Annotated in this window: 27 protein-coding genes; 22 read left to right on the forward strand and 5 right to left on the reverse strand. The window is 36.2% G+C overall.

The window, feature by feature from the left end:
- Positions 1-148 precede the first annotated feature (148 nt).
- From ACJRPK_RS02165 to ACJRPK_RS02175, 3 genes are all read left to right on the forward strand, one after another.
- Positions 149-1,414 carry a DUF5689 domain-containing protein gene (locus ACJRPK_RS02165; protein ID WP_407138229.1) on the forward strand — a complete coding sequence of 422 codons (1,266 nt, stop codon included), beginning with the start codon at positions 149-151 and terminating at the stop codon, positions 1,412-1,414.
- A 72-nt stretch (positions 1,415-1,486) separates the two neighbouring features.
- Complete coding sequence (locus ACJRPK_RS02170; protein WP_407138230.1) at positions 1,487-2,032, forward strand: GNAT family N-acetyltransferase; 546 nt, start codon at positions 1,487-1,489, stop codon at positions 2,030-2,032.
- Between the two features lie 116 nt (positions 2,033-2,148).
- On the forward strand, positions 2,149-2,535 hold the full coding sequence (locus ACJRPK_RS02175; protein WP_407138231.1) for a hypothetical protein: 387 nt from the start codon (positions 2,149-2,151) through the stop codon (positions 2,533-2,535).
- On the opposite strand, the gene ACJRPK_RS02180 is transcribed toward ACJRPK_RS02175, so the two are convergent.
- Both ACJRPK_RS02180 and brnQ read right to left on the reverse strand, forming a co-directional pair.
- The gene (locus tag ACJRPK_RS02180) at positions 2,532-3,872 is read right to left on the reverse strand and encodes a cytochrome-c peroxidase (protein WP_407138232.1); all 1,341 of its coding nucleotides are present in this window, start codon (positions 3,870-3,872) and stop codon (positions 2,532-2,534) included. The genes ACJRPK_RS02175 and ACJRPK_RS02180 overlap by 4 nt on opposite strands.
- 11 nt (positions 3,873-3,883) lie before the next feature.
- The gene (brnQ, locus tag ACJRPK_RS02185; RefSeq protein ID WP_407138233.1) at positions 3,884-5,167 is read right to left on the reverse strand and encodes a branched-chain amino acid transport system II carrier protein; all 1,284 of its coding nucleotides are present in this window, start codon (positions 5,165-5,167) and stop codon (positions 3,884-3,886) included.
- A gap of 47 nt (positions 5,168-5,214) precedes the next feature.
- Here brnQ and ACJRPK_RS02190 point away from each other — a divergent pair, with 47 nt between their 5' ends.
- Positions 5,215-5,994, forward strand: a complete 780-nt coding sequence (locus tag ACJRPK_RS02190) for an alpha/beta fold hydrolase (protein ID WP_407138234.1) — start codon at positions 5,215-5,217, stop codon at positions 5,992-5,994.
- 211 nt (positions 5,995-6,205) lie between these two features.
- A complete protein-coding gene (locus tag ACJRPK_RS02195; RefSeq protein WP_407138235.1) occupies positions 6,206-6,475 on the forward strand; it encodes a hypothetical protein in 270 nt (89 codons plus the stop codon).
- A gap of 5 nt (positions 6,476-6,480) precedes the next feature.
- Here the strand turns inward: ACJRPK_RS02195 and thiL are convergent, their stop codons facing one another.
- Positions 6,481-7,527 (reverse strand): thiamine-phosphate kinase, encoded by a 1,047-nt coding sequence (gene thiL, locus ACJRPK_RS02200; RefSeq protein ID WP_407138236.1) that lies wholly within the window; start codon positions 7,525-7,527, stop codon positions 6,481-6,483.
- Between the two features lie 355 nt (positions 7,528-7,882).
- Here thiL and ACJRPK_RS02205 point away from each other — a divergent pair, with 355 nt between their 5' ends.
- The 7 genes from ACJRPK_RS02205 (at position 7,883) to ACJRPK_RS02235 (ending at position 14,562) form a co-directional block, all read left to right on the forward strand.
- A complete protein-coding gene (locus ACJRPK_RS02205) occupies positions 7,883-8,212 on the forward strand; it encodes an iron-sulfur cluster assembly accessory protein (RefSeq protein ID WP_148780978.1) in 330 nt (109 codons plus the stop codon).
- 38 nt (positions 8,213-8,250) lie between these two features.
- Positions 8,251-9,696 (forward strand): Fe-S cluster assembly protein SufB, encoded by a 1,446-nt coding sequence (gene sufB / locus ACJRPK_RS02210; protein WP_407138237.1) that lies wholly within the window; start codon positions 8,251-8,253, stop codon positions 9,694-9,696.
- Positions 9,697-9,710: 14 nt separating this feature from the next.
- Positions 9,711-10,595, forward strand: coding sequence for an N-acyl homoserine lactonase family protein (locus ACJRPK_RS02215; protein WP_407138238.1), 885 nt, complete (start codon positions 9,711-9,713; stop codon positions 10,593-10,595).
- Complete coding sequence (locus tag ACJRPK_RS02220; protein ID WP_148780980.1) at positions 10,596-10,967, forward strand: hypothetical protein; 372 nt, start codon at positions 10,596-10,598, stop codon at positions 10,965-10,967. It begins immediately after the preceding gene.
- A gap of 71 nt (positions 10,968-11,038) precedes the next feature.
- The gene (gene sufC, locus ACJRPK_RS02225) at positions 11,039-11,791 is read left to right on the forward strand and encodes a Fe-S cluster assembly ATPase SufC (RefSeq protein WP_407138239.1); all 753 of its coding nucleotides are present in this window, start codon (positions 11,039-11,041) and stop codon (positions 11,789-11,791) included.
- Positions 11,792-11,859: 68 nt separating this feature from the next.
- A complete protein-coding gene (gene sufD, locus ACJRPK_RS02230; protein WP_407138240.1) occupies positions 11,860-13,173 on the forward strand; it encodes a Fe-S cluster assembly protein SufD in 1,314 nt (437 codons plus the stop codon).
- Between the two features lie 378 nt (positions 13,174-13,551).
- The gene (locus ACJRPK_RS02235) at positions 13,552-14,562 is read left to right on the forward strand and encodes a zinc metalloprotease (RefSeq protein WP_407138241.1); all 1,011 of its coding nucleotides are present in this window, start codon (positions 13,552-13,554) and stop codon (positions 14,560-14,562) included.
- Between the two features lie 64 nt (positions 14,563-14,626).
- On the opposite strand, the gene ACJRPK_RS02240 is transcribed toward ACJRPK_RS02235, so the two are convergent.
- Positions 14,627-15,964, reverse strand: a complete 1,338-nt coding sequence (locus ACJRPK_RS02240; RefSeq protein ID WP_407138242.1) for a serine hydrolase domain-containing protein — start codon at positions 15,962-15,964, stop codon at positions 14,627-14,629.
- 77 nt (positions 15,965-16,041) lie between these two features.
- Here ACJRPK_RS02240 and ACJRPK_RS02245 point away from each other — a divergent pair, with 77 nt between their 5' ends.
- The 9 genes from ACJRPK_RS02245 to ACJRPK_RS02285 all read left to right on the forward strand — a co-directional run bounded on the left by ACJRPK_RS02245 (position 16,042) and on the right by ACJRPK_RS02285 (position 22,639).
- Entirely contained in the window at positions 16,042-17,256 is a 1,215-nt protein-coding gene (locus ACJRPK_RS02245) for an aminotransferase class V-fold PLP-dependent enzyme (protein ID WP_407138243.1), read from the forward strand.
- 132 nt (positions 17,257-17,388) lie between these two features.
- Positions 17,389-17,598 carry a hypothetical protein gene (locus ACJRPK_RS02250; RefSeq protein WP_407138244.1) on the forward strand — a complete coding sequence of 70 codons (210 nt, stop codon included), beginning with the start codon at positions 17,389-17,391 and terminating at the stop codon, positions 17,596-17,598.
- 459 nt (positions 17,599-18,057) lie between these two features.
- Complete coding sequence (locus ACJRPK_RS02255; protein WP_407138809.1) at positions 18,058-18,222, forward strand: M43 family zinc metalloprotease; 165 nt, start codon at positions 18,058-18,060, stop codon at positions 18,220-18,222.
- Positions 18,223-18,433: 211 nt separating this feature from the next.
- Positions 18,434-19,129 carry a DUF4377 domain-containing protein gene (locus tag ACJRPK_RS02260; protein WP_407138245.1) on the forward strand — a complete coding sequence of 232 codons (696 nt, stop codon included), beginning with the start codon at positions 18,434-18,436 and terminating at the stop codon, positions 19,127-19,129.
- Between the two features lie 32 nt (positions 19,130-19,161).
- Positions 19,162-19,584 (forward strand): SufE family protein, encoded by a 423-nt coding sequence (locus ACJRPK_RS02265; protein ID WP_407138246.1) that lies wholly within the window; start codon positions 19,162-19,164, stop codon positions 19,582-19,584.
- Positions 19,585-19,595: 11 nt separating this feature from the next.
- On the forward strand, positions 19,596-19,922 hold the full coding sequence (locus ACJRPK_RS02270) for a DUF59 domain-containing protein (RefSeq protein WP_407138247.1): 327 nt from the start codon (positions 19,596-19,598) through the stop codon (positions 19,920-19,922).
- Positions 19,923-19,984: 62 nt separating this feature from the next.
- A complete protein-coding gene (locus tag ACJRPK_RS02275; protein ID WP_407138811.1) occupies positions 19,985-20,494 on the forward strand; it encodes a DUF2480 family protein in 510 nt (169 codons plus the stop codon).
- Positions 20,495-20,671: 177 nt separating this feature from the next.
- Positions 20,672-21,592, forward strand: coding sequence for a DUF3078 domain-containing protein (locus tag ACJRPK_RS02280; protein WP_407138248.1), 921 nt, complete (start codon positions 20,672-20,674; stop codon positions 21,590-21,592).
- A 147-nt stretch (positions 21,593-21,739) separates the two neighbouring features.
- Positions 21,740-22,639, forward strand: a complete 900-nt coding sequence (locus ACJRPK_RS02285) for a DUF3078 domain-containing protein (protein ID WP_407138249.1) — start codon at positions 21,740-21,742, stop codon at positions 22,637-22,639.
- Position 22,640: 1 nt separating this feature from the next.
- Here ACJRPK_RS02285 and hflX read toward each other — a convergent pair whose 3' ends face one another.
- Positions 22,641-23,861 carry a GTPase HflX gene (gene hflX / locus ACJRPK_RS02290; RefSeq protein ID WP_407138250.1) on the reverse strand — a complete coding sequence of 407 codons (1,221 nt, stop codon included), beginning with the start codon at positions 23,859-23,861 and terminating at the stop codon, positions 22,641-22,643.
- A gap of 111 nt (positions 23,862-23,972) precedes the next feature.
- Here hflX and ACJRPK_RS02295 point away from each other — a divergent pair, with 111 nt between their 5' ends.
- Positions 23,973-24,944 carry an endonuclease gene (locus ACJRPK_RS02295; RefSeq protein ID WP_407138251.1) on the forward strand — a complete coding sequence of 324 codons (972 nt, stop codon included), beginning with the start codon at positions 23,973-23,975 and terminating at the stop codon, positions 24,942-24,944.
- Positions 24,945-24,946 lie beyond the last annotated feature (2 nt).

A 24,946-nucleotide genomic window follows, 5' to 3' on the forward strand; every position in this document is an offset into this window, starting at 1 on the left:
CTTAAACCTATTTGCTATGACCTTATTTGTCAACAAGTCAATTTACATTTTGATAATTTTGTTGTTTATCTCCTGTATTTCCAACGATGATTTTGAAACACCCCAAATAGTTATAAACCAACCCCAAATAGAGGGTAATATAATAAGTATGCAATCTATTTTGGAAGCCTTGAAGCAGGCGCAAAATAAAGATGGAGAGCATGCCAAAATTTATTTTGAAGAAACACATAGCTTACTTGAGGGTTTTGTGGTTTCTGATGATCGACATGGTAACTTCTTTAAGCAGTTGGTGATTCAGGATAATTTTAAGAATCCCATCTCAGGCATCCGACTTATGATAGATGTCAACCCGTTATATGTTTCGTACGAATTAGGGCAAAAAGTGACAATCCGACTTGACGAACTAACGCTGGGAATAGAGAATGGAGTTCCCACCTTGGGTTTTTTAGATCAAAACAGTATAATCGCAATACCTGCTTTCAAAAGAGATATTCATATCATTCGTTCTCTGGAAATTGAGCAGCCAATTCCTAAAACGATTCAAATATCAGATTTTTCAGAAGCCCATATAAACCAACTGATTGCTTTAGAGAACGTACAGTTTGTCGAAGAAGAAGTGTTTGATGAGCGTCGCAATACGTATGCGTCTGCGGCAACAGATTTATATACAGGGGACAGATTGATTGAAAACTGTATATCAGAACTGAGTACGGTAGTAAGTACAAGTACCTATGCAAGTTTTAAAGGGTTTCCACTGCCGAAACAGAGCGGAAACCTCTCAGGAATACTTACAAAAAATTACTACGGAGACGCATACAATATTATACTCAACTCGCCTTTATCTGTTAATTTCACTGACGAAAAGCGTTGTGAAAGATCTTACTTAGCATGTAAGGGTCAAACTGCAAATGACACACTAGTCTTCTTCCAGAATTTTACAGGAGTTAAAACTAAGGACTTGGAAGCGTTGGGCTGGATAAATCAAAATGTCACCGGAGGCGTGTTAGACTATGCTATAGGTAAATTTGGACAAGATTCTTATGCTTCGATTACCGGATTTAAATCGAGAGAATCTGTGTATGAAGTTTGGTTAATAACGCCAGAGATTGATATGACAATGACTACTGAAGAAAACCTAACACTGGATATTCAGGCTGTATATGATAATGGTAATATTCTCAGTGTTTGGGTTACAAACGATTATACAGATGCTATAAAAACAGCTACTTGGGTGCGTTTAGATGCTTTTATACCACGTGGTCCTCTCAATAGTTTTGGATCGATGACTCCTGCAGGTCCTATTGCAGTAAATTGTCTTGAGGGTAAAATACGTATCGGGTTTAAGTACCAAGGTGGAGAGCCGGGAGTCACTACCCGATACCATCTTGACAATATAAAAATAACAGGTAAGTAAGTTTATTCTGCTCTTTTTAAAATGAAGGATAATTATTTTCGTAAATTTAAAAAGGCTTAAAACTTATTAACGATGGAGCAATGGAGAGTTAGATTACGAGCTTTGACAAAGAGTGACAGTACTGTTTCATGGAACTGGCGTAATGCACATGCACTTAGAGACTTCTATGCGGGGCATCCTTTTTATATTAATGAGGAGAAAGAGCAAGCGTGGTTCGATAAAATACTCACATCAGATATACCTTTATCCTCATTTGGAATAGAGCAAAAAGAGAATAATATATTGATTGGTATGTCATTTCTCAAAGACATCAATTTAATTCATCGTACTGCCGAATTCGCTGTTTTTATTGGAGATGAAAAATATACCGGTAAAGGGCTTGCAAAGGAGGCAACCTTGCAAACTGTTGCTTTTGCATTTGATAACCTTAATTTACACCGTGTATATTTAGTTGTACAAGAGGACAACATCAGAGCGATAGAACTCTATCTAAAATGTGGTTTTATTAAGGAAGGTGTTTTGAGAGAAAGTGTTTTTAAAAACGGCAAGTATCTGAATAAGGTTATAATGTCCATTTTAAAAACAGAATATTTGAAACAGCAAAAAGAGTATGAATGATCACCTTTAGCCACACCTTTCAAATATAATCTTGATTTATATTTAACGTTTCTTTTTGATGTCACAAAAAATAAGTTGATGTCTCGAACGTTTATCTTGCATATACTTTCACACACATGATGCAGAGAATGAAGATTACCGCAGGGCACCAACAGGCTATGCCTTATTTGGTTGTTGATAAAGCTGAGGATTTTATAGATTTTATTAGAAGAATTTTTAATGCTCAGGAAATGCTACGACGGCTAGATATCGACCACAAAATCCAACATTCTGAAATTAAAATAGGAGAAAGCACCCTCTTTCTTACTGAGGCTACGGCATATAACCCGGCCCGCCCAGGCTCTATGTATGTATATGTTGAGGATACAGACCTAACGTTTATAAATGCCATCGATTTAGGAGCAAAGGCACTAATGCAGCCAAGCGAGGAGGACAATGGCACCAGAGAAGCAGGTTTTAAAGATCCTTTTGACAATAATTGGTGGATTGCTACGCTAAACTAGCCACAATTTAGATCCAGTTGTGATTGCTCATCATTATTTGGAAAACAGTTTCCAGAATTTAGAGCCTCAGGCACATAGCGTTTTAGATTAGGGTCTCTAAGACCATTTTCAAGAAATTGTGTCAGAGATTCTATTTGTGTATCGGTAAGATACAGGTGGCCAAACTGTGGCGCCATATTTTGTAAAGGCACCTGCTTATTTTGAGGAATACCAACATTTTTATAACGAATCACCTCTTCAACTGAAGTAAAGGTACCCCCATGACCATAAAAACCATTATCAATCATATTATATAATGTTGGTGTTTTAAACTTGTACTCATCTGATGCTTTTTTAGTAAAGCCTCCTCTGCCTTTTTTGATAGCGTCCATATCAACATCATTTAATACAACAGCTCCGTCAGAGTTATCAAAATCTCCCATACCAAAAGCGTAAAAATTCATATCACTAAGTGCCGGACCTGTATGGCACTCATAGCAACGACCCTCACCAAAAAACACTTTAACGCCTTGTTTTTCTTCCATGGTCAACGCCTCTGTTTCACCTTTTAACCATCGTTGCCATGGTGATTGATTAGCTAATAGCGTTCGCTCATATGCTGCAATGGCTAAACCTGCATACAAAGGGGAATATCGCTCATTTACAGATACCTCCGGAAAAGCACTATCAAATAAGTTTTTATACCCTAGTGATTCAGCTAGGTCTGCATCAATAATTAGACGGTGCACTCCCTGACCCTTAATTGCTTGTACTTCTACCCCTTGATATCCTAAATAGTTCTCTGGTATAGTACCCCAGTTGGTTTCTGTACCGGCATTAATTCCTGTTCCGCCAAATTGACCGTTCCATAGCATTACTTCCTGATAGGCTACATGTAGTAGTGTTGGGGAACGCAATGGTTGAATATCCACAGAATCCACAGGAACACTTTTATTAATTGTTCTACTCTCACCACGAAAACCAAATCCAACACCACACTCCCCAATGCCTTGTCTCAACGCAGAACTAAACCCGGCATCTGCCTGATGACAAGAGGCACAAGAATAGGTGCCTTTCATTAGATCTATTTTTGGAACCTGTCCAAGGCCGGTTTCATGTAGTAATAATTTACCTAATTGAACTTTTGCTGGGGTAATTGGGTTTTTAGGATCTTGCGGAATTTGATCAAATGCATCACTTTCAGGCAGTATAAAATAGCCTAAACCTTTTCCTCCAGATACTTCAATAAGTTGCTCTTTCAAATCAGCGTCGAGGCTTGATTCAATAGGGTAGTAATCATCTTCACCACAAGATAACACGACTAAACTCAAAGAGATTAGGGTAAAAATTCTTTTCATAAAAGTACTACTTAATTTTTAGCGGGGCGCCATACATTAGATAGTAGGATAAGTAAAACAAAAGTAATAAAAACAGGGAGAACCCATCCTAAAGTATTGTTACCAAATGGAATAATTTTTAATATAGGTTGAACCTCTTCCTTAAAACCTATAGAAGCCAAAAAATCAGGTATACTGAAAAGAATAGTGACCAATACAACAGCTCTAAATATTAACGGAGTTCCCCAGTGTTCAGGTAAAATATTTAAAAGTATCAGAACTATAGTAATAGGATAGATAAATAAAAGTGCCGGAACCGCGACATCAATAATATAGCTTACATCAAACTGTCCCATAACTACTCCAAGAGCGCAACTAATAATCGCAGTTCCTACATAAACAGGAGATGAGTTATTGAAAATTCCCTTAAAAAAATCAGAGGTTCCTGTTACGATGCCTACCGCAGTTGTAAAGCACGCCAAACTCACCAGAACACTCAGAAATATAGAGCCTATATTACCTAAGGTTTCATAACTTAAACCCGACAATAATTGTGTTCTACTAATATCCTCAGGAAAGGTGGTGTTGAATAAAGCACCGTTAAAAATAAGTCCTGCATAGGTAATAAACAGTCCGATACCTGCAATTACTCCAGCATTTCGAATGAGCATTCGCTTATTTTGAAATTCTTGCGCTCCTTTTAGATCAAGTGAAATTATTAAAACACCTCCAACAACCACCGCAGCAATCGCATCAAAAGTTTGATATCCCTCTAGCAGTCCCTGAACCAGAGGTTCGCTGATGGTTGAGGCATTCATTGCGGGATGTGGTATAAAAACCCCCACACAGATTATTGAAAGTATAACAATAAATATTATAGGTGTAAGAAATTTTCCCAAGACATCTAAAATTTTTGATCTGTTTAGCACAAAGATCAGTACCAAGACAAAATAGATAGTACTGGTTAGTATCGGACTACTTCCAAAGAACGGTGTTACAGCAATTTCATGGGTGACAGAAGCTGTACGCGGAGAAGGAAGCGCTACCGAAATTAAGTAGATAAGCACACAGTAAATTAAGCTGAAAACCGGAGACACCTTCTTGCCAAAATCCATTAAAGTACCTTGTAACCGGGCATGTGCAAAAATTCCCAACAGAGGTAAAATCACAGCAGAAATCATAAACCCTATGGTTACTAAGAACCAGGCATCTCCCGCTTTAAAACCAAGACTAGGAGGTAAAATTAAATTTCCAGCTCCAAAGAACATGGAGAATAATGCAAAACCGGTTATCAACGACTCTTTAGTAAATTTCATCTATACTATTTTTTTATGGCTATGTAAGAAATTACCTTTGCAATATAATGACTTTAACACACAAACAAACCAATATTAATTACAGGATACAAGGAGAGGGAAAGGCCCTTGTTTTTCTTCATGGGTTTTTAGAAAACCTGACTATGTGGGATGCATTAATTCCTGAGCTTGTAGTTCAATATCAATGTATCGCAATAGATCTCCCGGGTCACGGAGAATCCGGAAATTTAGGCTATGTGCATAGTATGGAGATCATGGCAGATGTCGTAAAGAGTGTGTTAGATGTATTAGCAGTTGATCAAGCGGTTATAGTAGGACATTCCATGGGAGGTTATGCAGGATTAGCTTTTGCACAAAAATACAGAAATCATCTGTTAGGAATTCTTCTATTGAACTCCACATCTTATGCAGATAGTGAAGAGCGTAAATTTACACGTACAAGAGCTATCGAAATTGTCAAAAAAAACCCAAATGCGTATACGAGTATGGCAATTTCAAACTTATTTGCTCCTTCGAATCGCGAAAAACACCAAAAAAAAATATCCTTGATAAAAAGACAGGCAACAAATACGAGTCTGCAGGGTATTTTGGCAGCCCTTGAGGGAATGAAAGACAGACCGGACTTGTCATTATTGCTCAAGCGCTTAACACTTCCAAAATGTATTATAGCAGGAAAAGAGGACCCTGTGCTACCATATGACCAAAGCAGGACCGAAAGTAACATAACAAAAACTAAGCTCATCACCCTTGATGGCGGCCATATGTTACATATAGAAAACCAAAAAGAATGTGCTTTAGAAATTAGTGATTTTGTAAGAGTATGCTAGTTTACTATTGATTAGTAAGTTAAACTATAAAGGGTCATAGTAGAAAGTAAAATTATCGGATAAAAAACATCTTTAATACTATGAAAGGCATTTTTAAGGTAATTTCATAGTAAATTTTATTAAAAACCTAAAGTTTTTCTTACAAACATATTGTTGATAACTAAAAAAATTATATTATTGTATTGATTATGAACTTTTAACCCCCAAAACTATGAAATCAACGACCCCAAGTCCATCTTTCTCGTTTGCAAAAATGTTCTGTTCGCTTTTCGGACATAACTATCATTTATCCAAATCAGTAACGGATCATGTAAAAGAATATACCTGTTCGAATTGTGGTGAACAAGCAACAACAAATAGCAAAGGACATTTAGAAACGATGACGCCCAAGTTGAAAGAAATCAACAAGGATCTGGCATTTGTTCACGCCAAAAAAATGGCTAGAAAAAATGAAAACAAAATATTTCAGGTCGCTTCTTAATAAACTTATTCTTTTATTGGATTCCAGCCTTGAGCTTTCAATTGAATACGTTCATTAGCTCGGGTGACCAATGCCATACCGCTCTTTTTATCTAACATATGCCCGATTACAGTAAGATTGGGATTTGCTTTAATTTTTGGGAAATCTTCTTGCTTTATTGTAAAAAGCAATTCATAATCCTCTCCACCATTCAACGCCACTGTAGTACTGTTTAAATTAAACTCTTCGCAGGTTGAAATGACTACTGGATCAATAGGAATTTTTTCTTCATAGAGGTTCACACCTACATTGGATTGTGTACATATATGCATAACTTCAGAAGATAAGCCATCGCTAATATCAATCATGCTCGTGGGCTGAACTCCTAATTCAGCCAACAACTCTTTTATATCTTTTCTGGCTTCTGGTTTTAACTGGCGTTCCACCAGATAACTATAAGGATCCAGATCAGGTTGTGCATTAGGATTTACTTTGAACACTTCATTTTCACGATTCAAAACCTGCAACCCAAGATACGCAGCACCTAAGTCACCAGAAACGACCAAAAGATCATTTTCTTTTGCACCATCACGATAGACGATTTCATGTTCGTTTGCATGGCCAATAGCGGTAACACTAATGAGCAATCCTTTGGTAGAAGAGGTGGTATCCCCCCCGACTACATCTATATTATATAATTTTGCGGCAGCATAAATACCTTCATATAACTCTTCGATCGCCTCCAAAGGAAAACGGTTGGAAACCGCTATAGAAATAGTGATTTGAGATGCTGTAGCATTCATCGCATATACATCAGATAAATTTACCATTACCGCTTTATATCCCAAGTGCTTTAAAGGCATATAAGCTAGATCAAAATGCACTCCTTCAATTAATAGGTCCGTGGTCACTATGCATTTTTTATCTTTGAAATCAAGAACAGCAGCATCATCGCCTATTCCTCGCATGGTAGATTTCTGATTAATTTCGAAATTTTTTGTCAAATGTTCTATCAACCCGAATTCGCCCAACTCAGACAATGAGGTTTTTGGTGTGTTTTTATCTTCGATCATAGGAGCAAAGTTACTTAAGAAAATTATTGTGCCCTCATTTTTGGTATAATAATAGTTGTTTTTTTGTAAGAGCAACTTTGAATTAAAGGAACAGAAGTTTTATGCATTAAAAAAACAACCTTCAGATTTAACAATTTTAAAAAGGCTTTCGGTATGTGTAGGCTTAGTATAAACTAAGAAGCGTTCTAAAAAAATGACGATCTGATAGTTAGCCTTAATAAACATCAAAATGATAAAAGTTGCACCATAACTTTTACCAATGCCACCATCTCATAGATATATGTAAGGTTGTGTGCATAAAACCTACATAAATAGTATATTTGCATTTGATTAAGAAGTAATCTATTATAAACATATGATAAAAGTATCTGATACAGCTAAAACGAAAGTTGCAGCGCTAATGAGTGAGGATGGTTATAACGCTTCCACCGACTATGTCAGAGTAGGTGTAAAGAGTGGAGGTTGTTCGGGATTATCTTATGACTTAAAGTTTGATAAGGCACAAGAAGAAGGAGATAAGGTTTTTGAAGATAATGGAATAAAAATTATAGTTGATAAGAAAAGTTTTCTATACCTGATAGGTACTACCCTTGAGTATTCTGGAGGTCTTAACGGAACTGGATTTGTATTCAACAATCCAAACGCCAGCAGAACTTGTGGGTGTGGAGAAAGTTTTTCATTGTAAAATTAAAAGAGAAATTCTAAAGGTTTAGAATATTGAGGATGGCATATACTGAAGACGATTTAAAAAAAGAATTAGAAACCAAAGAATATGAATACGGGTTTTATACCGATATAGAATCGGAAACATTTCCTGTGGGTCTCAATGAAGATATTGTTCGCGCAATATCTTTAAAGAAAGAAGAACCGCAATGGATGACAGATTGGCGTTTAGAAGCGTTTCGCGTTTGGAAAGAGATGAAGGAGCCTGAATGGGCGAATGTCCGTTATGAAAAACCCGATTTTCAGGCAATTTCATATTACTCTGCGCCTAATAAAAAACCTAAATATGATAGCCTTGATGAGGTCGATCCGGAATTATTGGACACCTTCAAAAAACTTGGGATATCATTAGACGAGCAGAAGAAATTAGCAGGAGTAGCGGTTGATATTGTAATGGATTCGGTTTCTGTAGCAACAACGTTTAAAGAAACCTTAGCTGAAAAAGGCATTATTTTTTGTTCGATATCAGAGGCAATTCAGAAACATCCAGAATTGGTTAAAAAGTATATTGGATCTGTGGTTCCTCAAAAAGATAACTTCTACGCAGCATTAAACTCTGCCGTTTTTAGTGATGGATCATTTTGTTATATTCCTAAAGGGGTACGCTGCCCGATGGAACTATCTACTTATTTTAGAATCAACCAGGCAGGAACAGGACAATTTGAAAGAACATTAGTGGTTGCCGATAAAGGTAGTTATGTAAGTTATCTTGAGGGTTGTACTGCACCATCGCGTGATGAGAATCAATTGCACGCCGCTGTTGTTGAATTAATAGCCCTGGATGATGCAGAAATAAAATACTCTACCGTACAAAACTGGTATCCGGGTAATGCTGAAGGTAAAGGTGGGGTTTATAATTTTGTGACCAAACGAGGACTTTGTGAAACGCGAGCAAAAATATCATGGACGCAAGTAGAAACTGGATCCGCTGTGACTTGGAAGTATCCTTCTTGTATTTTAAAAGGAGATAACTCTGTAGGTGAGTTTTATTCGATAGCTGTTACTAATAATTATCAGCAAGCAGATACAGGAACCAAAATGGTTCACTTAGGTAAGAATACCAAAAGTACTATAATATCTAAGGGAATTTCTGCCGGTAAATCTCAAAACAGCTACCGAGGTTTAGTGCAGATTAACAGTAGAGCATCCAATGCGCGTAATTTCTCTCAATGTGATTCTCTGTTGATGGGTAACGAATGTGGCGCTCATACTTTTCCGTATATAGAAGCTAAGAATAAAACTGCACAAATAGAACACGAAGCAACTACCAGTAAGATAGGTGAAGATCAAATTTTTTATTGTAATCAAAGAGGAATTGATACCGAAAAAGCTATTGCCCTTATTGTTAACGGTTTTAGTAAAGAGGTTTTGAACAAATTGCCTATGGAATTTGCTGTGGAAGCTCAGAAACTATTAGAAATCTCTTTGGAAGGATCAGTAGGATAAACTTTTAAATTTTGATGATGAAACATTTCGGATTGATTGCGTTTTCTGTACTTAGTTTAATTTCTTGTAAGAATTTTGAGAAACCTGAACCAAAATCAGATACGGTTATAGTTGAAGATTCAACTCAGAAATCTGAAGTGAAACTATATACTCTTAATGGAGGCGAGATTCAGGTAAATAAAAAAAATCTCTTTGCACAGGGCGACACCTACAAGGGAGACACCATTGTACTGGCTGATGCTTTTTACGTGATTAAACATCCTAAGGGAAATTTAATATGGGACACAGGGCTTTCTGAAGAACTTGTTGGTAAGGAACCTAAATCTGTCAATGAGGGCGCGCTAGTTTTATCCAGAAAAGATTCGTTATCAGTACAACTCGATCAAATAGGACTGACTCCTTCCGATTTTGACTTTATTGCATTTTCCCATATACATTTTGATCATACGGGTGGTGGTAATTACTTTAAAGATGCGACTTGGTTGATTCAAGATACAGAATATGCATTTGCAACGGGAGAAGAAATTAAATCTCAGGGTTTTTATAACACAAATGACTTTAAAGCGTTGAAAAACGTAAAACAACTCAAAGGAGATTTTGACGTTTTTGGTGATGGAACAGTGATTATAAAATCATATCCTGGCCACACCCCTGGACATCAAGCATTATTTCTTGATTTAGAAAATAGCGGACCCATATTGCTTAGTGGGGATGTGTATCATTTTGAAGAGAATAGAGAAAACAAAATTATACCTCAGTTCAATCATGATATCCCTCAGACAGAGCAGAGCATTGAGCAGTTTGAAAAATTTGTGTCCGACAAGAGAGCAAAAGTATATATTCAACATGATGCGAAGCATTTTAACAGAATGCCAAAATCACCAAAATTCATAAATTAAATGAAACACCTTTTATTGCTTTTTATAGTAAGTTTTATTTCTTTTTCTTGTGCTAACAAAAATGGAAAAGATTCATCGCAAAATACGGTTCAAATAGAAGGAGAGTTTATTTACGTAGCAGATGCGGCGGTAATTAAAGGGAATGATTTTATTTACGGGGTCGAGCTCAACGCAACGATGCATGAATTAGCTGAAAAAGTGGCACCCTTACAAAGAGAAGCATACGATATGGTGCCGGTAGTAGTCAAAGGAATTATAAAACCAAACCCGGAAGAAGGCTGGGAGGAGATTTTAGAAATTAAGGAAATAGTGGAAGTGAAACAACCAACTTCCCTTTTGCCAACAAAAGTACAGTCTAAGGACACGTTATAACAACGTTTCAAGACTGGGCTGCACAAAACAAGTTAATAGATAATCTGGTTAAGATAAAATTGATAAAAAGCATGTTAGATATAAAGAATTTACACGCAAATGTAGAGGATAAAGAAATTTTGAAAGGCCTTAATCTTAAGGTGAATGCGGGAGAAGTACACGCTATAATGGGACCTAATGGTGCAGGAAAAAGTACCTTAGCAAATATTATTGCGGGTAAAGAAGAATATGAGGTAACTGATGGATCTATAAGTCTTGAGGGTGAAAACATCGAGGAACTTGCTGCAGAGGAGCGTGCCCACAAAGGTATTTTCTTATCATTTCAATATCCGGTTGAAATCCCTGGAGTTTCGGTAACAAACTTCATGAAAACGGCGATTAATGAAACCAGAAAAGCACAAGGTCTTGAAGAGATGCCGGCTAAGGATATGTTAAAGAAAATCCGTGAAAAGTCAGAGTTATTGGAGATAGACAGAAAGTTTTTATCCAGATCATTAAACGAAGGATTTTCAGGAGGTGAAAAAAAACGTAATGAAATTTTTCAACTGGCTATGTTAGAGCCAAAACTTGCCATACTTGATGAAACGGATTCAGGGTTAGATATTGATGCTTTGAGAATTGTTGCCAATGGAGTCAACAAACTGAAAAATGAAGACAATGCAATCGTGGTGATAACACACTACCAGCGCTTATTAGAATATATTGTTCCTGACTTTGTTCACGTATTGTATGATGGTAAGATTGTTAAATCCGGAACTAAGGAATTGGCACTGGAGCTTGAAGAAAAAGGGTACGACTGGATAAAAGAAGAAATTAACGCATAATAGGCTGTTTTACTTTGGTAAATAAGGATTCTTGTTAATCCGAATAGCTTATTAAAAATGAAATGAACATGGATTTGAAAGATAAATTAGTTTCCTCCTTTATGGCATTTGAAGAAACCGTAGATATGGATTCTTCGGTACATGATATTCGCAGTGAAGCGATCAAAATATTTGAGGAAAAAGGTTTTCCTTCAAAAAAGGATGAAGCGTGGAAATACACATCACTTAATGCTATACTAAAGCATGACTACAGCATTTTTCCTAAAAAAGAAGATGCTATCGAATTTAAGGATGTGAAAAAATATTTTATTCACGATCTGGATAGCTACAAAATTGTTTTTATAGATGGGCAATACTCTTCTCATCTATCTGAGACTACGCATGATAAGATTGATGTGTGTTTGATGTCGTCAGCCCTTACTAATGAAAAGTATAAAGCAGTTATAGACAATTATTTTAATAAAGTTGCTCCAAAAGATGGTCTGTCTTCGCTCAATACAGCTTTTTCAAGAGAGGGTGCCTACATTCACATCCGAAAAAATACATTAGCTGATAAACCTATACAGGTAATTCATTTTTCTACAGGTAACGAATCTTCACAAATGTTGCAGCCTCGTAATCTTATTGTAGTTGATGAAAATTCTCATGTTCAAATTATTGAACGTCATCAAAGTTTAACAGATAATCCGGTCTTAACAAATACTGTAACAGAAATTTTTGCTGATAAACGTGCAATTGTTGATTATTATAAAATTCAAAATGATAACCTGAATGCCTCACTAATTGATAATACTTTTATCCAGCAATTGACGCAAAGTTTGGTGTCGGTTCATACTTTTGTTTTTGGCGGTAAATTAATTCGTAATAACCTGAATTTTTATCAATTGGGAGAAGGTATTAATTCTGTGCTAAATGGGGTTACTATTATTGAAGGTAAACAACATGTTGATCATAATACCTTAGTGCACCATACGCAGCCTAATTGTGAGAGTCATCAGGACTACAAAGGGATTTTTGACGAAAAGTCGGTAGGTGTGTTTAATGGCAAGATTATCGTAAATAAAGAAGCCCAAAAAACTAATGCGTTTCAATCTAATAATAATATTTTATTAGACGATAAAGCGAGCATTAATTCAAAACCACAATTAGAAATCTTTGCAGATGATGTAAAGTGTTCTCATGGATGTACTATAGGTCAATTAGATGAAAACGCTTTGTTTTATATGCGTACCAGAGGAATCGGTGACAAGGAGGCCAGAGCACTCTTAATGTATGCCTTTGCCAATAATGTTTTGGACACCGTCAAAATTCCTCAATTGAAGCAAAGAATTAATAAATTGATTGCTAAAAAACTTAATGTAAGCCTTGGGTTTGATTTATAATTTTTTTTTCAGGCATTTAGTCTTACTGTTTTAAGATTTATGAACCTCAGTATCCAGATACTGAGGTTTTTTGTTTTCTCTAACTAAATTTTATATGACTTTTCACTTTTTTTATGACTAAAGAGACTTAGCAATACTTACTCTAAGTCAAATCAATTGCAACTCATCCCAACTACACAGCCATCCGACTGTAAAAACTTTTTACCAACACTCAAGAATTTCAATAAGAAAATTTAAAGCACCTAAAGCTTAGAAATACGCAACAATTTCTTGAAGATTTAATAATATCCTGTGTTAAATAATGTCATATGTTATTTATATATCTTTTTTTAACTATTTTTAACTATTTTTAACACAGAAAACAAACTCAATATTTTTATGAAAAATTTTATTTTAAGTGTTGCGGCACTCTCAACGATTTTGATTTCTTGCTCAAAAGACGAAGTAGTGGTTACTCAAGAGTCAGTTGATCAAGCCATTATCCTTGATAATGGAGAGCAGCAAGGGAAAACCAGAAAATGTTTTGCAGCAGAAAACTTGGCGTCTCAGCTAGAACAGAACCCCAAATTGGCTTTGACTTTAGAAAATATCGAAGCACGCACAAAAAGTTTTATACAGGCCAAAAGACCTCCTAATAGTGGAGGTGGTGATGAACCTGCATCTAATTTTCCAGTTGTAACAATTCCTGTATACGTTCATGTGATATACAATAACAGTCAGGAAAACATTAGTGATGCACAAATAAATTCTCAAATTGCAGTTTTAAATAAAGATTTTAGAATGACAAATGGGGATGCTAGTTTAGTTCCTTCTGAATTTACAGGAAATGCTGCTGATACTCAAATTCAATTTTCCTTGACTGGAATCACCAGAAAATTTTCAACGAGAGCAGAATGGGGAACACGGGACGATATGAAAAAATCAAGTCAAGGTGGAGTTGACCCGATAGATCCAGCAAATTATCTTAATATATGGATTTGTAATATAGGAGGTGGAATTTTAGGGTATGCTCAATTCCCTGGAGGGAGTGCTTCTACAGATGGAGTAGTGATAGCTGCGCCATACTTTGGAACGCAAGGCTATGTATCTGCACCTTTTGATCTTGGAAGAACGGCTACGCATGAAGTTGGACATTACTTAAACCTTAGACATATTTGGGGTGATGGAAGATGTAGACAAGACGACTTCGTAAATGATACGCCAGCTTCTGACCGATCTAATTACGGTTGTCCTGCGTATCCAACGAAGCACTGTAAATCCAACGATATGACAATGAACTATATGGACTATACGAATGATGCGTGTATGTATATGTTTACTAACGGTCAAAAGTTACGTATGCGTGCTGTATTAGAAGCAGGTGGTGCTAGAGCATCATTGGCTTTATAATAAAAATAAATAATATTACATTTGAAAGAGATGCCTTGAACAGGCATCTCTTTTGGTTTTATAGCTAGTGTATAGCACCTACTATATCGACTATAAAATTATTAAAATCAAAATCTCCACTTAAGCCAAAACGTGCAATAACAAGTTCCTTTGAGGGTATAATAAAGATGCGTTGTCCTTGATATCCATTGGCAGAATAAATATCCGATGGTACGTCAGGTAATATCTCAGGGTCGTGCAACCAAAAATGACCACCATACACACCATTCGAGTCATTTGCTGAAGTCGTGACATAAGCTACCCAGTCAGTGTCAAAAATTTGATCTCCATTCCAGTTACCTTCATGCAGGTAGAGAAGACCAAATTTAGCCCAATCTCTAGCAGTAGCCCAGGCATAAGAGGAGCCAACATAGTTACCTTCCATATCTGCCTCGAGCACCATACTGTGCATACCTATTCTATCAATAAGTACTTTATAAGGATAGTCCAAGTACTCTTGAGTAGTTCTGAATTGCTTTCGTAAGATTCCTGATAACAAATTTGTAGTCCCAGAGGAGTAATTCCAATAAGAACCGGGAGCGTGTAAGAGTTTTTTATCTGCTTGGATAGTGGTCATATCCCGAGCTATAAACAACATACGGGTAACATCAGAAATACTACCGTAATCCTCATCCCATGCTAATCCACTGTTCATTTGCAATAGGTTATGAATAGTAATATTTTTTCGATCATCTTGATTCCATTGCTCTACAGGAGCGGTATCCATAATGTCGAGATTCCCTTCAAACTGGCGAATCCCGATTAGGGTAGCCAGAATACTTTTTGTCATCGACCAGCCGAGAAATTTTGATGTTGTACGATACCCCTCGGCGTAATGTTCTGCTATGATTTGATCCTTGTACAGGACTAATATAGCACGGGTAGTTGTTAATGAATCTTGTTTAATAATATGATTAACCAGCCTTGCTATTTTCTTGTAATCGACATTTCTAAAAACTGTATCTTTTTGTGGTAAATTCCCATAAGGGTAAGGGAGAACTTTACTGATTTTAGCTCTATTGGGCCTGAGATTAAAAGGAGTCTTTGCATAACTGTCATCGACTAAAACACTGCCTAAACCTTCGCGATACAAGGCGGTTCTTTTCATCAAACCAAATACAGAAGCCTCGGCACTTTTTTGCGTGGTATCGATTTGATCGTAGGCAAGGTTAACAGGAGCAAAATTATTATCGTGTGCATCGGTGAATTCTAGCGATCTATTAGCCAGAAACACCGATGAACAGGTGTTTTTTGCTGAATATCCTGAAAGGATAGTGAGCTTTTGATAATTGATAAACCCTAGAGCAATCAGTCCGATAAGCGCGCTAACTATGGTAAGAAATATAATTTGTCGTCGTTTCATAAGTGAGACTTAAATCATTTAGTATTTACACAACCGTACTAAGAAATACTTAGTATTTTTGCACAAAGAAAATTGCTATGCTAAATGTACAGAAAATAAGAGAAGATTTTCCAATCCTTAAACGTCAAGTAAACGGGAAACCTCTAGTATATTTTGATAATGCTGCCACTTCTCAAACGCCTCAGGTTGTTATTGATACAATTGTTGACTACTACAGTAATTATAACGCCAATATACATAGAGGAGTGCACAGTTTATCTCAGGAAGCAACCGATGCCTATGAGATAGCCAGAAAAAAGATTCAAAAGCACTTCAATGCCGAGCACGCTCACGAAATCATTTTAACTTCTGGAACCACACACAGCATTAATATAGTTGCTACAGGATTTACTGCACTACTTTCTGAAGGTGATGAAATTATTGTTTCTGCCTTAGAGCATCATTCTAATATTGTGCCTTGGCAGATGCTCTGCGAGCGAACTGGTGCTGTTTTGAAAGTAATCCCGATGAATCAAGAGGGAGAACTACTCATGGAGCGCTATGACCAGTTACTTTCTAAAAAAACCAAGCTTGTTTTTGTAAATCATATTTCAAACGCGTTGGGAACAATAAATCCTATCGAATATATCATTAATAAGGCACATGATGTAGGAGCTGCTGTTTTGATTGACGGAGCTCAATCTTGCCCACATTTTAAACCAGATGTACAAGCTTTGGATGCTGACTTCTATGTTGCTTCTGCTCATAAGCTTTGCGGACCCACAGGAGTAGGTTTATTATACGGGAAAGAAGCATGGCTTAATAAGCTACCACCATATCAAGGAGGTGGAGAGATGATTGATCAGGTAACATTCGAAAAAACTACCTATGCAGGTCTACCACATAAATTTGAAGCAGGAACCCCCAATATTTGTGGAGTTATAGCTTTTGGGACTGCTTTAGACTATATGAATACTATTGGGTTTGATGCTATAGCTTCCTATGAGAAAGAACTGCTTGACTATGGTACGCAACAACTCTTACAAATTGACGGGCTTAAGATTTATGGCACTTCAGTAAACAAAACTTCTGTAATTTCCTTTAATATAGAAGGGATACACCCTTACGATATTGGTTCTATTGTTGATAAATTAGGGGTTGCAGTACGTACTGGGCACCATTGTGCCCAACCTATAATGGATTTTTATAAAATCCCCGGAACAGTACGTGCTTCTTTTTCGTTCTATAATACCAAGGAAGAAATTGACATTCTAGTGACTTCAGTCAAAAAAGCGGCCGACATGTTACGTTAGTTCCGTAACCTAAAAAAGGGAATAAAATAAATTACACGCTACAATTCATTTTGTGTCAATATTTGAATGTTTAGTTAAATAAATTATCCTACTTTAGGACTAATTACAACCTAAGCTCAAATATTTTACACTGTGAAAAGACAAATGCTTTTTGTTTTAACACTTGGTTTTATGTTGACCACCTCTTGTGAAAAAGAGGAGCAATCTTTTGATGAATCAAACATTGTTAATGTTGAAGAAGTTTTGGCTTCAAAAAGAAAATATTATGTCAGCGAAATCCTTGAAAAGCAACTAAAAGAAGATACGACGACATCAAGAACTTCGTCTGATGTCGAGATGTAAACTAAATCATTTACAGACAAACTCAGATATATAGATCGTTAATGAGATAGTTGCCATTCCTGTCATTGCACATTTACTTTACAGAACAAATCAACTAAATAGTAGAATCACTAAGATTCAATCCAAAATCGATGTCTTAAAAAAGAGACTTTATCTAAACTAAGAGTGACAATTCATTAGTGCCTAATGAGTTTTCAAACTTCACGGCAGATATAGATGATTAGTTCATTTAGACGCAAATAACACCTAAGCAAAGTAACAGACGTTCATGAGACACAAGCGATCGAACGAAACGTTCACGAGAAGAAGGAATAAATTCGATTAATACAAGCAAAAACCAAAAACCTTGGGCCTTTAATATTAGGGGACAGAATTTTGGGTTATGAACAATTTTCTGAAGGTAGTACTCCTACATATAAAGTGGTGGTTTCTCAGTAATATTCCGGATTTTAAAGGTTTATAAGTGCTCCATTTGACAAAGGTAGAACAGCAACGCACGAAGTAGGACAATGGTTGAACTTGCGACACATTTTCGGTAAGGGTGGATGTAGTATAGATGATTATGTATCCGATACACCTGTTTCCAACATTCCAAACGATGGCTATCCAAGTTATCCAACATAATATTATGGTGTAAATGACATGACAATGAATTATATAAATTGTCGCTATATGTATATTAATACCCCAGACCAGAAAAATAGAATGAGAGTTTTATTTGACCCAGACAGTTATCGTTCTGCATTTACTCAATATAAAGAATTCCAAGATAATTAAGATAAAAAGACGTCCGTGTGACGACTTTTTTTGTAATTTGATTTAAAAATTAATGATAATGAAAAAGCTTATCAGTGTTGTACTACTTACCTTGTTTTTTGCTTCCTGCAAAGAGACAAAACGTATTCTTATTGCGGATCATCTTGTCGATTGTACCGGTGTTGGATCACAACAATGTATGTTAATTAAAGAAAACCCGGATGATGATTGGACGTTGTTTTATGACAAGATTGAAGGATTTGAATTCGAAGAAGGGTTTTCATATGAAATTGAAGTGGAGGTAACCGCCATAGATAACCCGCCTGCTGATGGTTCTTCACTTAGGTATAGGTTGAGTAAAGTACTTAGTAAAACTAAAACCATAAAACCAAAAAACTTATCAGTGCAACAACCCATAACTATCGAATACGAGGCTACCTCGAGAGGCTTTTATCTGGCGGCTATAATTACGCAGGAGACTATAACAACAAGCCACGACAGAAATCGAAAAGAGACAGATTCAAAACCCTGCTCTAAACAAGCCTGGGAAAAGGTTCAGAGTCTCTTAAATACTATTAAAATTAAAGAGATTCATACGCTGGAGGCTCCTACCGGAAAACGATTGTTTGATGGTGCTGCACATGCACAACTAAAAATCAGTACAGAAGACAGTATTTATACATCGACAAGTTTCGATCATGGAGAACCTCCTAAACAAATAGAACCATTAGTAAAACACATACTCTCATTGGCAGAAAGTGTTGAAAAGGAATAATAGATGTTGTACTTTTGTAAAAAATTAAATTTATGTCTATAAAGGAAATTCAAGAAGAAATCGTAGACGAGTTCAGTATGTTTGATGATTGGATGCAACGATATGAATATATGATCGAATTAGGCAAATCACTTCCGTTGATTGAAGATAAATATAAAACAGATGACAATATAATTAAAGGGTGTCAAAGTAAAGTTTGGGTACATGCAGAGATGAAAAATGATCAAATTGCTTTTACAGCCGATAGCGACGCTATTATAACTAAAGGAATTATAGCGATTTTAATTCGGGCATTTTCGAATCAGCATCCGCAGGATATTATCGATGCAGACACCCAGTTTATTGATGAAATCGGATTGAAGGAACATTTATCTCCGACTCGGGCTAACGGTTTGGTAAGTATGATAAAGCAACTCAAATTATATGCAGTAGCATACCAAACTCAATTAAATTAATATTACAGATTATGAGCGAAGTAACAATAGATACTAACGAACTGGGAGAAAAGATTGTAAAAGTTATCAAGACTATCTATGATCCGGAAATCCCTGTTGATATATATGAACTGGGACTTATTTATGATGTTTTTGTAAATGAAGACTATGATGTAAAAATTTTGATGACACTTACTTCACCGAACTGTCCGGTTGCAGAATCGTTACCTGAAGAAGTTCGAGAAAAAGTCAAATCTCTTAATGCTGTCAATGACGTTGAGGTAGAATTGACTTTTGAACCAACTTGGTCGCAAGATTTAATGAGTGAAGAAGCAAAGTTAGAATTGGGGATGTTATAAAACCTTTGAAAGGTTAATACAGTAACTACTCAAAATAAGTACGATTGTTGGAAGTTGAAGGTATGAAAGAAGAAATTGTCAATAGAGTGGCACAGAATCAAAAGCTTGTAACTTTTGACTTGGAGGATTATTATCCAACAGGTTCACGGATATTGTTAGATATAAAAGACTGGTTATATCAGGGACTTATTTTAAAAGAAAATGATTTTAGAGCACATATAGCCAATCACGATTGGACACAATATAAGAACACATATGTAGCCCTCACATGCTCTACAGACGCCATTATTCCGGGCTGGGCCTATCTTTTATTGACAAGCCAACTAGCGCCTTACGCCAGTGAGGTGGTTGTAGGCACGCTAGAAATGCTCGAGACCTATCTTTATCATGATATTTTGAGCCATCTGGACTATACGCCTTTTCAAGATAAATATGTAATTATAAAAGGGTGTTCAAATAAGCCGGTACCGCCAAATGCATATACTATGGCGATTCAAAATTTACAACCGTTGGTCAAAAGCTTACGCTATGGTGAGGCTTGTTCTTCGGTACCTCTTTACAAACAGACCTAAGCCGTTTGTCGAATAACCACAGCATTCATCGAAAAAATCCCTATAGACTTCTTAAACTGTATTATGAATATTGCGGCATTAGTATCTTTACGCAAACATAAACCAAATAGAAGTGAACCGCTTCATAGCATATCACGCTATGAACACTACTTAAAACTATTTTAAATTATTAGTAAGATGAAAAAAACATTAATCACCTTAGCTTTGCTAGTGAGTGCAACGCTTATGTATGCTCAAGAAGAAACTCAAGAAGAAACGCCAAAAGATGGATGGAGTGATTCGGGTACAATAAGTCTTCTTTTTAATCAATCCGCATTTAATGCGGAGTGGCAGGGTGGAGGAACCTCTAATATCGCTGGTAACTTGTCATTGAGTTACGATATTAATTACCGTAAGGGTGATGTAACATGGGATAATAAAGTGTTGGCAGATTATGGTCTTACCAAGTTAAAAGGTCAGGAATTCACGCGTAAGACAAATGATCGGTTAGAGTTAAACTCAATTGTTGGAAAACAAATTAAAGAATCAAATTGGTTTTATTCATTCTTTCTAAACTTTAGAACACAATTTGACTCAGGATATGAGTATTTTGAGGAAGATGTACTTGAAAATGGAGTTGTTGTGGGTACCCAAGAAGCTCGTGTCGAAACCACACATTTTTTATCGCCGGGTTACTTGCAAGCGGGACCAGGTCTGTTATGGAAAAAGAGCGATAACTTTAAGGTTAATTTTGCTCCTGCTACAGCCAGATTAATTTTCGTAGATGATGCCTTTACTAGTACTCCGGGGTATGTTGATGGGGATTATTTTGGGGTGGATGCCAATGAATCTACCAGATTTGAGTTTGGTGCAGCAGTTAATGGGTATGCTAAATTCAATTTGGTTAAAAACGTATCGATGGAGAACATCTTAAATTTATATGCTAATTATTTAGAAGATCCTCAAAACGTAGATATTGATTATACCGCTAATATAGCAATGACGATTAATAAATTCATGTCAGCAAACATTACATTTCAAGCGATTTACGATGATAATGCTGTTAAAGGTTTTCAAATACGTGAGGTTTTTGGATTAGGAGTTAACTACGGTTTCTAGAAAAAAAGTTTTACAAAGTATTCTCAATTTGCCTCCTATTTTAGGAGGCTTTTTCTTCGACTAAACCTAATAAAATCACCCCATAACCGTTATAAACCCTACACACTCTTTATATTTGCATTTTTGAAATAGAATTAATAGTGAAGTATGAGAAATTATCTTCTTTACATCATAAGCATCGTATGCAGTATAGCCTCATATTCTCAACAAAAGAATGTTGAAAAGGATTCTCTTGATGGCTGGAAGACCCAAGGAAAAGTAGCAACTTTAATCAATCAGGCAGCTTTTAATAATAATTGGCAAGGAGGTGGTACTACTAACGTAGCGGGCAATGTGACTATCAAATTTGAATTCAATTACCGACAAGGTAGTCTCACATTGAATAATCGTTTTTTAGCCGATTATGGACTTACAAAAATAAAGGACAAAAAGTTTACCCGTAAGACAAATGATAGGATGGAGTTAAACTCAGTTTTGAGTAAAAAAATTAAAACTACTAATTGGTATTATTCATATTTTATCAATTTTAAATCACAGTTTGATAAAGGGTTTAGGTTTGTAAAAATTCCAGACACAGAAGAAGAAATACGAATAGAAGAAACACGTTTTTTCTCACCTGCTTATATACAAACAGGACCGGGTATTTTATGGAAAAAAAGTGATTTATTATATGTAAACATGGCGCCGATAACGGCAAGAATGATTTTTGTGGACAATCAATTTACTGATGGTGAGGAGTATGAGGATGGCGATTATTTTGGCTTAGATAAGGGAGAGACCTCACGATTTGAATTTGGAGGATCTATCTCCATGTATGCTAAATTTACCATCATGAAGAATATTTCATTAGAAAATATTCTTAACTTATATTCTAACTATATTGAAGAAGCTTATAACATCGATATTGATTATACTATGAACCTTCAACTCAAAGTAAACAAGTATATCTCCACTACATTGGCTTTTCAAGCAATTTATGATGATAATGCAACCAGAGGCTTTCAGATCAGAGAGATCCTTGGTTTTGGTCTAACCTATACCTTTTAAATTACATCTCTCCCTCTTGTTCCATAAATTCCGGATATAGAAAATTATTGTATGGAAAACGGGTTACATGAATTTCCCGAACCTCCTGATATACTCGTTTTCTAAATTCATCCATATTTTCTTTATTAATTGCCGAAATAAACAAAGCATTATCTCCTATCTTACTCATCCAGGTATCGCGCCACTCATCAAGCGTATAATGTGCTTTGGTACGAACTGTAGTAAGGTCATCTGCCTCGATAGTTTCGTGGGAATACGCGTCAATCTTGTTAAACACCATAATTGTTGGTTTATCCAAACTTTCAATCTCTTCCAGAATCTTATTTACAGAAGCAATATGATCCTCAAATTGAGGATGAGATATGTCTACGACATGAAGCAACAAATCTGCCTCTCTAACCTCATCCAACGTACTCTTAAAACTCTCAACTAACTGGGTAGGTAACTTTCTTATAAACCCAACAGTATCACTCAATAAAAACGGAAGGTTCCCAATGACTACTTTTCGTACGGTGGTATCCAGCGTAGCAAACAGTTTATTTTCAGCAAAAACGTCGCTCTTAGCAATGACGTTCATTAAGGTTGATTTACCAACATTTGTATATCCCACTAAGGCAACGCGTACCAATTGACCACGATTACCTCGCTGTGTAGCCATCTGTTTATCGATGGTTAGCATTTTTTTCTTTAATAAGGAGATGCGATCGCGCACAATACGGCGGTCAGTTTCGATCTCTGTCTCACCTGGACCGCGCATTCCGATACCCCCACGCTGACGTTCCAAATGTGTCCACATCCCGGTAAGTCGAGGCAGTAAATATTGATATTGAGCAAGCTCTACCTGAGTTCTCGCATAGCTTGTCTGCGCACGTTGCGCAAAAATATCAAGAATTAAATTCGTACGATCAATTATTTTCGATTTTAAAATACGCTCTATGTTACGTTGTTGTGCGGGTGTTAACTCATCATCGAAAACTACAGTGCCAATATCATGTTGCTCAACATAGGCTTGCACCTCTTCCATTTTACCGGTACCGATAAAAGTTTTAGAATTGGGCATATCCATTTTTTGAGTAAAGCGTTTGACCACTTCTCCACCGGCGGTATAGGTAAGGAACTCTAATTCATCTAAGAATTCGTTAAGTTTTTCTTCGTTTTGATGTTTTGTAACGATACCAATAAGTATGGCTTTCTCGTACTCAAAGTCTTTTTTTTCTAGCATCGATTTTGCTTTAATCTACTTGCACGTATAAGTGCGTAATTAGTTATCAAAGGTACAACATTGTCTGGGTTTGAATTTGTACTTTAGGAGTTTCTTATAATTTCTTCCTACATGGATTTACCATTATTTCGTTCAAATAAAAGCGATTCACTTTACACACTATCTTTTTATAACCTCGAAAATCTGTTTGATACAGAGGATGATCTCAAAACATTGGATGACGATTTTCTTCCACATTCAGAACGCAGATGGAACCGCAAGCGTTATGAAAAGAAATTGTACAAGCTAAGTTCGGTTATTACAAAGATTGGGACATCTAAAAGCTCTAAACCACCGATTCTCGTTGGTGTTGCTGAGGTCGAAAACAAAAAGGTGTTGCTAGACTTGGTAGCAACTAAAAAAATGGTGTCTCATCAATATGGTATTGTTCATTATAATTCTCCGGATGAACGAGGCATTGATGTTGCCTTATTATATCAGAAAGATCACTTTAAGGTCACAACCTCCAAAACAGTCACAGTACTCGTTGATAATGAACCGGGAATAAGGGATTATACTCGTGACATCTTACATGTTGAAGGATTTTTGAATGAAGAAAAAATTCATGTTCTTGTGAATCATTGGCCGTCTCGCCGAGATGGGGCTGAAAACACTGCGTATAAAAGAATTATAGCAGCTCAGAAAAACAGAGAGCTTATAGCACAAATTCAAGCACATGATGCGGAAGCTAAAATTGTCGTCATGGGTGATTTTAATGACGACCCCAATAGTGAAAGTGTAAAGAATCACTTGGTTCAACAAGATCTTTATAATCCAATGATGAAATTACACACTAGGTATAGAGGTAGTTTGAGTTATCGTAGTCAATGGAATTTGTTTGATCAGATAATCATAAGTCATTCATTCCATAAATTAGAGCGAGGAAAACATAGTTTTGATCATGCTGATATATTTGACAGAAAGTATATTAGAGTATTTGAAGGCAGATATAAAGGAAGCCCTTTTCGCACCTACGCCGGACCCAACTATCAAGGCGGGTATAGTGATCATTTTCCGGTATATGTATCCTTAAAGTTACATTAAAA

This window comes from Aquimarina sp. 2-A2 (genome assembly GCF_045505135.1).
In the GTDB taxonomy this organism is placed as follows: Bacteria; Bacteroidota; Bacteroidia; order Flavobacteriales; family Flavobacteriaceae; genus Aquimarina; species Aquimarina intermedia.

Excerpts from the sequence above, each read along its gene's own strand:
- ACJRPK_RS02165 (WP_407138229.1), top strand. The coding sequence starts at position 149 with ATGCAATCTATTTTGGAAGCCTTGAAGCAGGCGCAAAATAAAGATGGA.
- ACJRPK_RS02170 (WP_407138230.1), top strand. The coding sequence starts at position 1,487 with ATGGAGCAATGGAGAGTTAGATTACGAGCTTTGACAAAGAGTGACAGT.
- ACJRPK_RS02175 (WP_407138231.1), top strand. The coding sequence starts at position 2,149 with ATGATGCAGAGAATGAAGATTACCGCAGGGCACCAACAGGCTATGCCT.
- ACJRPK_RS02180 (WP_407138232.1), bottom strand. The coding sequence starts at position 3,872 with ATGAAAAGAATTTTTACCCTAATCTCTTTGAGTTTAGTCGTGTTATCT.
- brnQ (WP_407138233.1), bottom strand. The coding sequence starts at position 5,167 with ATGAAATTTACTAAAGAGTCGTTGATAACCGGTTTTGCATTATTCTCC.
- ACJRPK_RS02190 (WP_407138234.1), top strand. The coding sequence starts at position 5,215 with ATGACTTTAACACACAAACAAACCAATATTAATTACAGGATACAAGGA.
- ACJRPK_RS02195 (WP_407138235.1), top strand. The coding sequence starts at position 6,206 with ATGAAATCAACGACCCCAAGTCCATCTTTCTCGTTTGCAAAAATGTTC.
- thiL (WP_407138236.1), bottom strand. The coding sequence starts at position 7,527 with ATGATCGAAGATAAAAACACACCAAAAACCTCATTGTCTGAGTTGGGC.
- ACJRPK_RS02205 (WP_148780978.1), top strand. The coding sequence starts at position 7,883 with ATGATAAAAGTATCTGATACAGCTAAAACGAAAGTTGCAGCGCTAATG.
- sufB (WP_407138237.1), top strand. The coding sequence starts at position 8,251 with ATGGCATATACTGAAGACGATTTAAAAAAAGAATTAGAAACCAAAGAA.
- ACJRPK_RS02215 (WP_407138238.1), top strand. The coding sequence starts at position 9,711 with ATGATGAAACATTTCGGATTGATTGCGTTTTCTGTACTTAGTTTAATT.
- ACJRPK_RS02220 (WP_148780980.1), top strand. The coding sequence starts at position 10,596 with ATGAAACACCTTTTATTGCTTTTTATAGTAAGTTTTATTTCTTTTTCT.
- sufC (WP_407138239.1), top strand. The coding sequence starts at position 11,039 with ATGTTAGATATAAAGAATTTACACGCAAATGTAGAGGATAAAGAAATT.
- sufD (WP_407138240.1), top strand. The coding sequence starts at position 11,860 with ATGGATTTGAAAGATAAATTAGTTTCCTCCTTTATGGCATTTGAAGAA.
- ACJRPK_RS02235 (WP_407138241.1), top strand. The coding sequence starts at position 13,552 with ATGAAAAATTTTATTTTAAGTGTTGCGGCACTCTCAACGATTTTGATT.
- ACJRPK_RS02240 (WP_407138242.1), bottom strand. The coding sequence starts at position 15,964 with ATGAAACGACGACAAATTATATTTCTTACCATAGTTAGCGCGCTTATC.
- ACJRPK_RS02245 (WP_407138243.1), top strand. The coding sequence starts at position 16,042 with ATGCTAAATGTACAGAAAATAAGAGAAGATTTTCCAATCCTTAAACGT.
- ACJRPK_RS02260 (WP_407138245.1), top strand. The coding sequence starts at position 18,434 with ATGAAAAAGCTTATCAGTGTTGTACTACTTACCTTGTTTTTTGCTTCC.
- ACJRPK_RS02265 (WP_407138246.1), top strand. The coding sequence starts at position 19,162 with ATGTCTATAAAGGAAATTCAAGAAGAAATCGTAGACGAGTTCAGTATG.
- ACJRPK_RS02270 (WP_407138247.1), top strand. The coding sequence starts at position 19,596 with ATGAGCGAAGTAACAATAGATACTAACGAACTGGGAGAAAAGATTGTA.
- ACJRPK_RS02275 (WP_407138811.1), top strand. The coding sequence starts at position 19,985 with ATGAAAGAAGAAATTGTCAATAGAGTGGCACAGAATCAAAAGCTTGTA.
- ACJRPK_RS02280 (WP_407138248.1), top strand. The coding sequence starts at position 20,672 with ATGAAAAAAACATTAATCACCTTAGCTTTGCTAGTGAGTGCAACGCTT.
- ACJRPK_RS02285 (WP_407138249.1), top strand. The coding sequence starts at position 21,740 with ATGAGAAATTATCTTCTTTACATCATAAGCATCGTATGCAGTATAGCC.
- hflX (WP_407138250.1), bottom strand. The coding sequence starts at position 23,861 with ATGCTAGAAAAAAAAGACTTTGAGTACGAGAAAGCCATACTTATTGGT.
- ACJRPK_RS02295 (WP_407138251.1), top strand. The coding sequence starts at position 23,973 with ATGGATTTACCATTATTTCGTTCAAATAAAAGCGATTCACTTTACACA.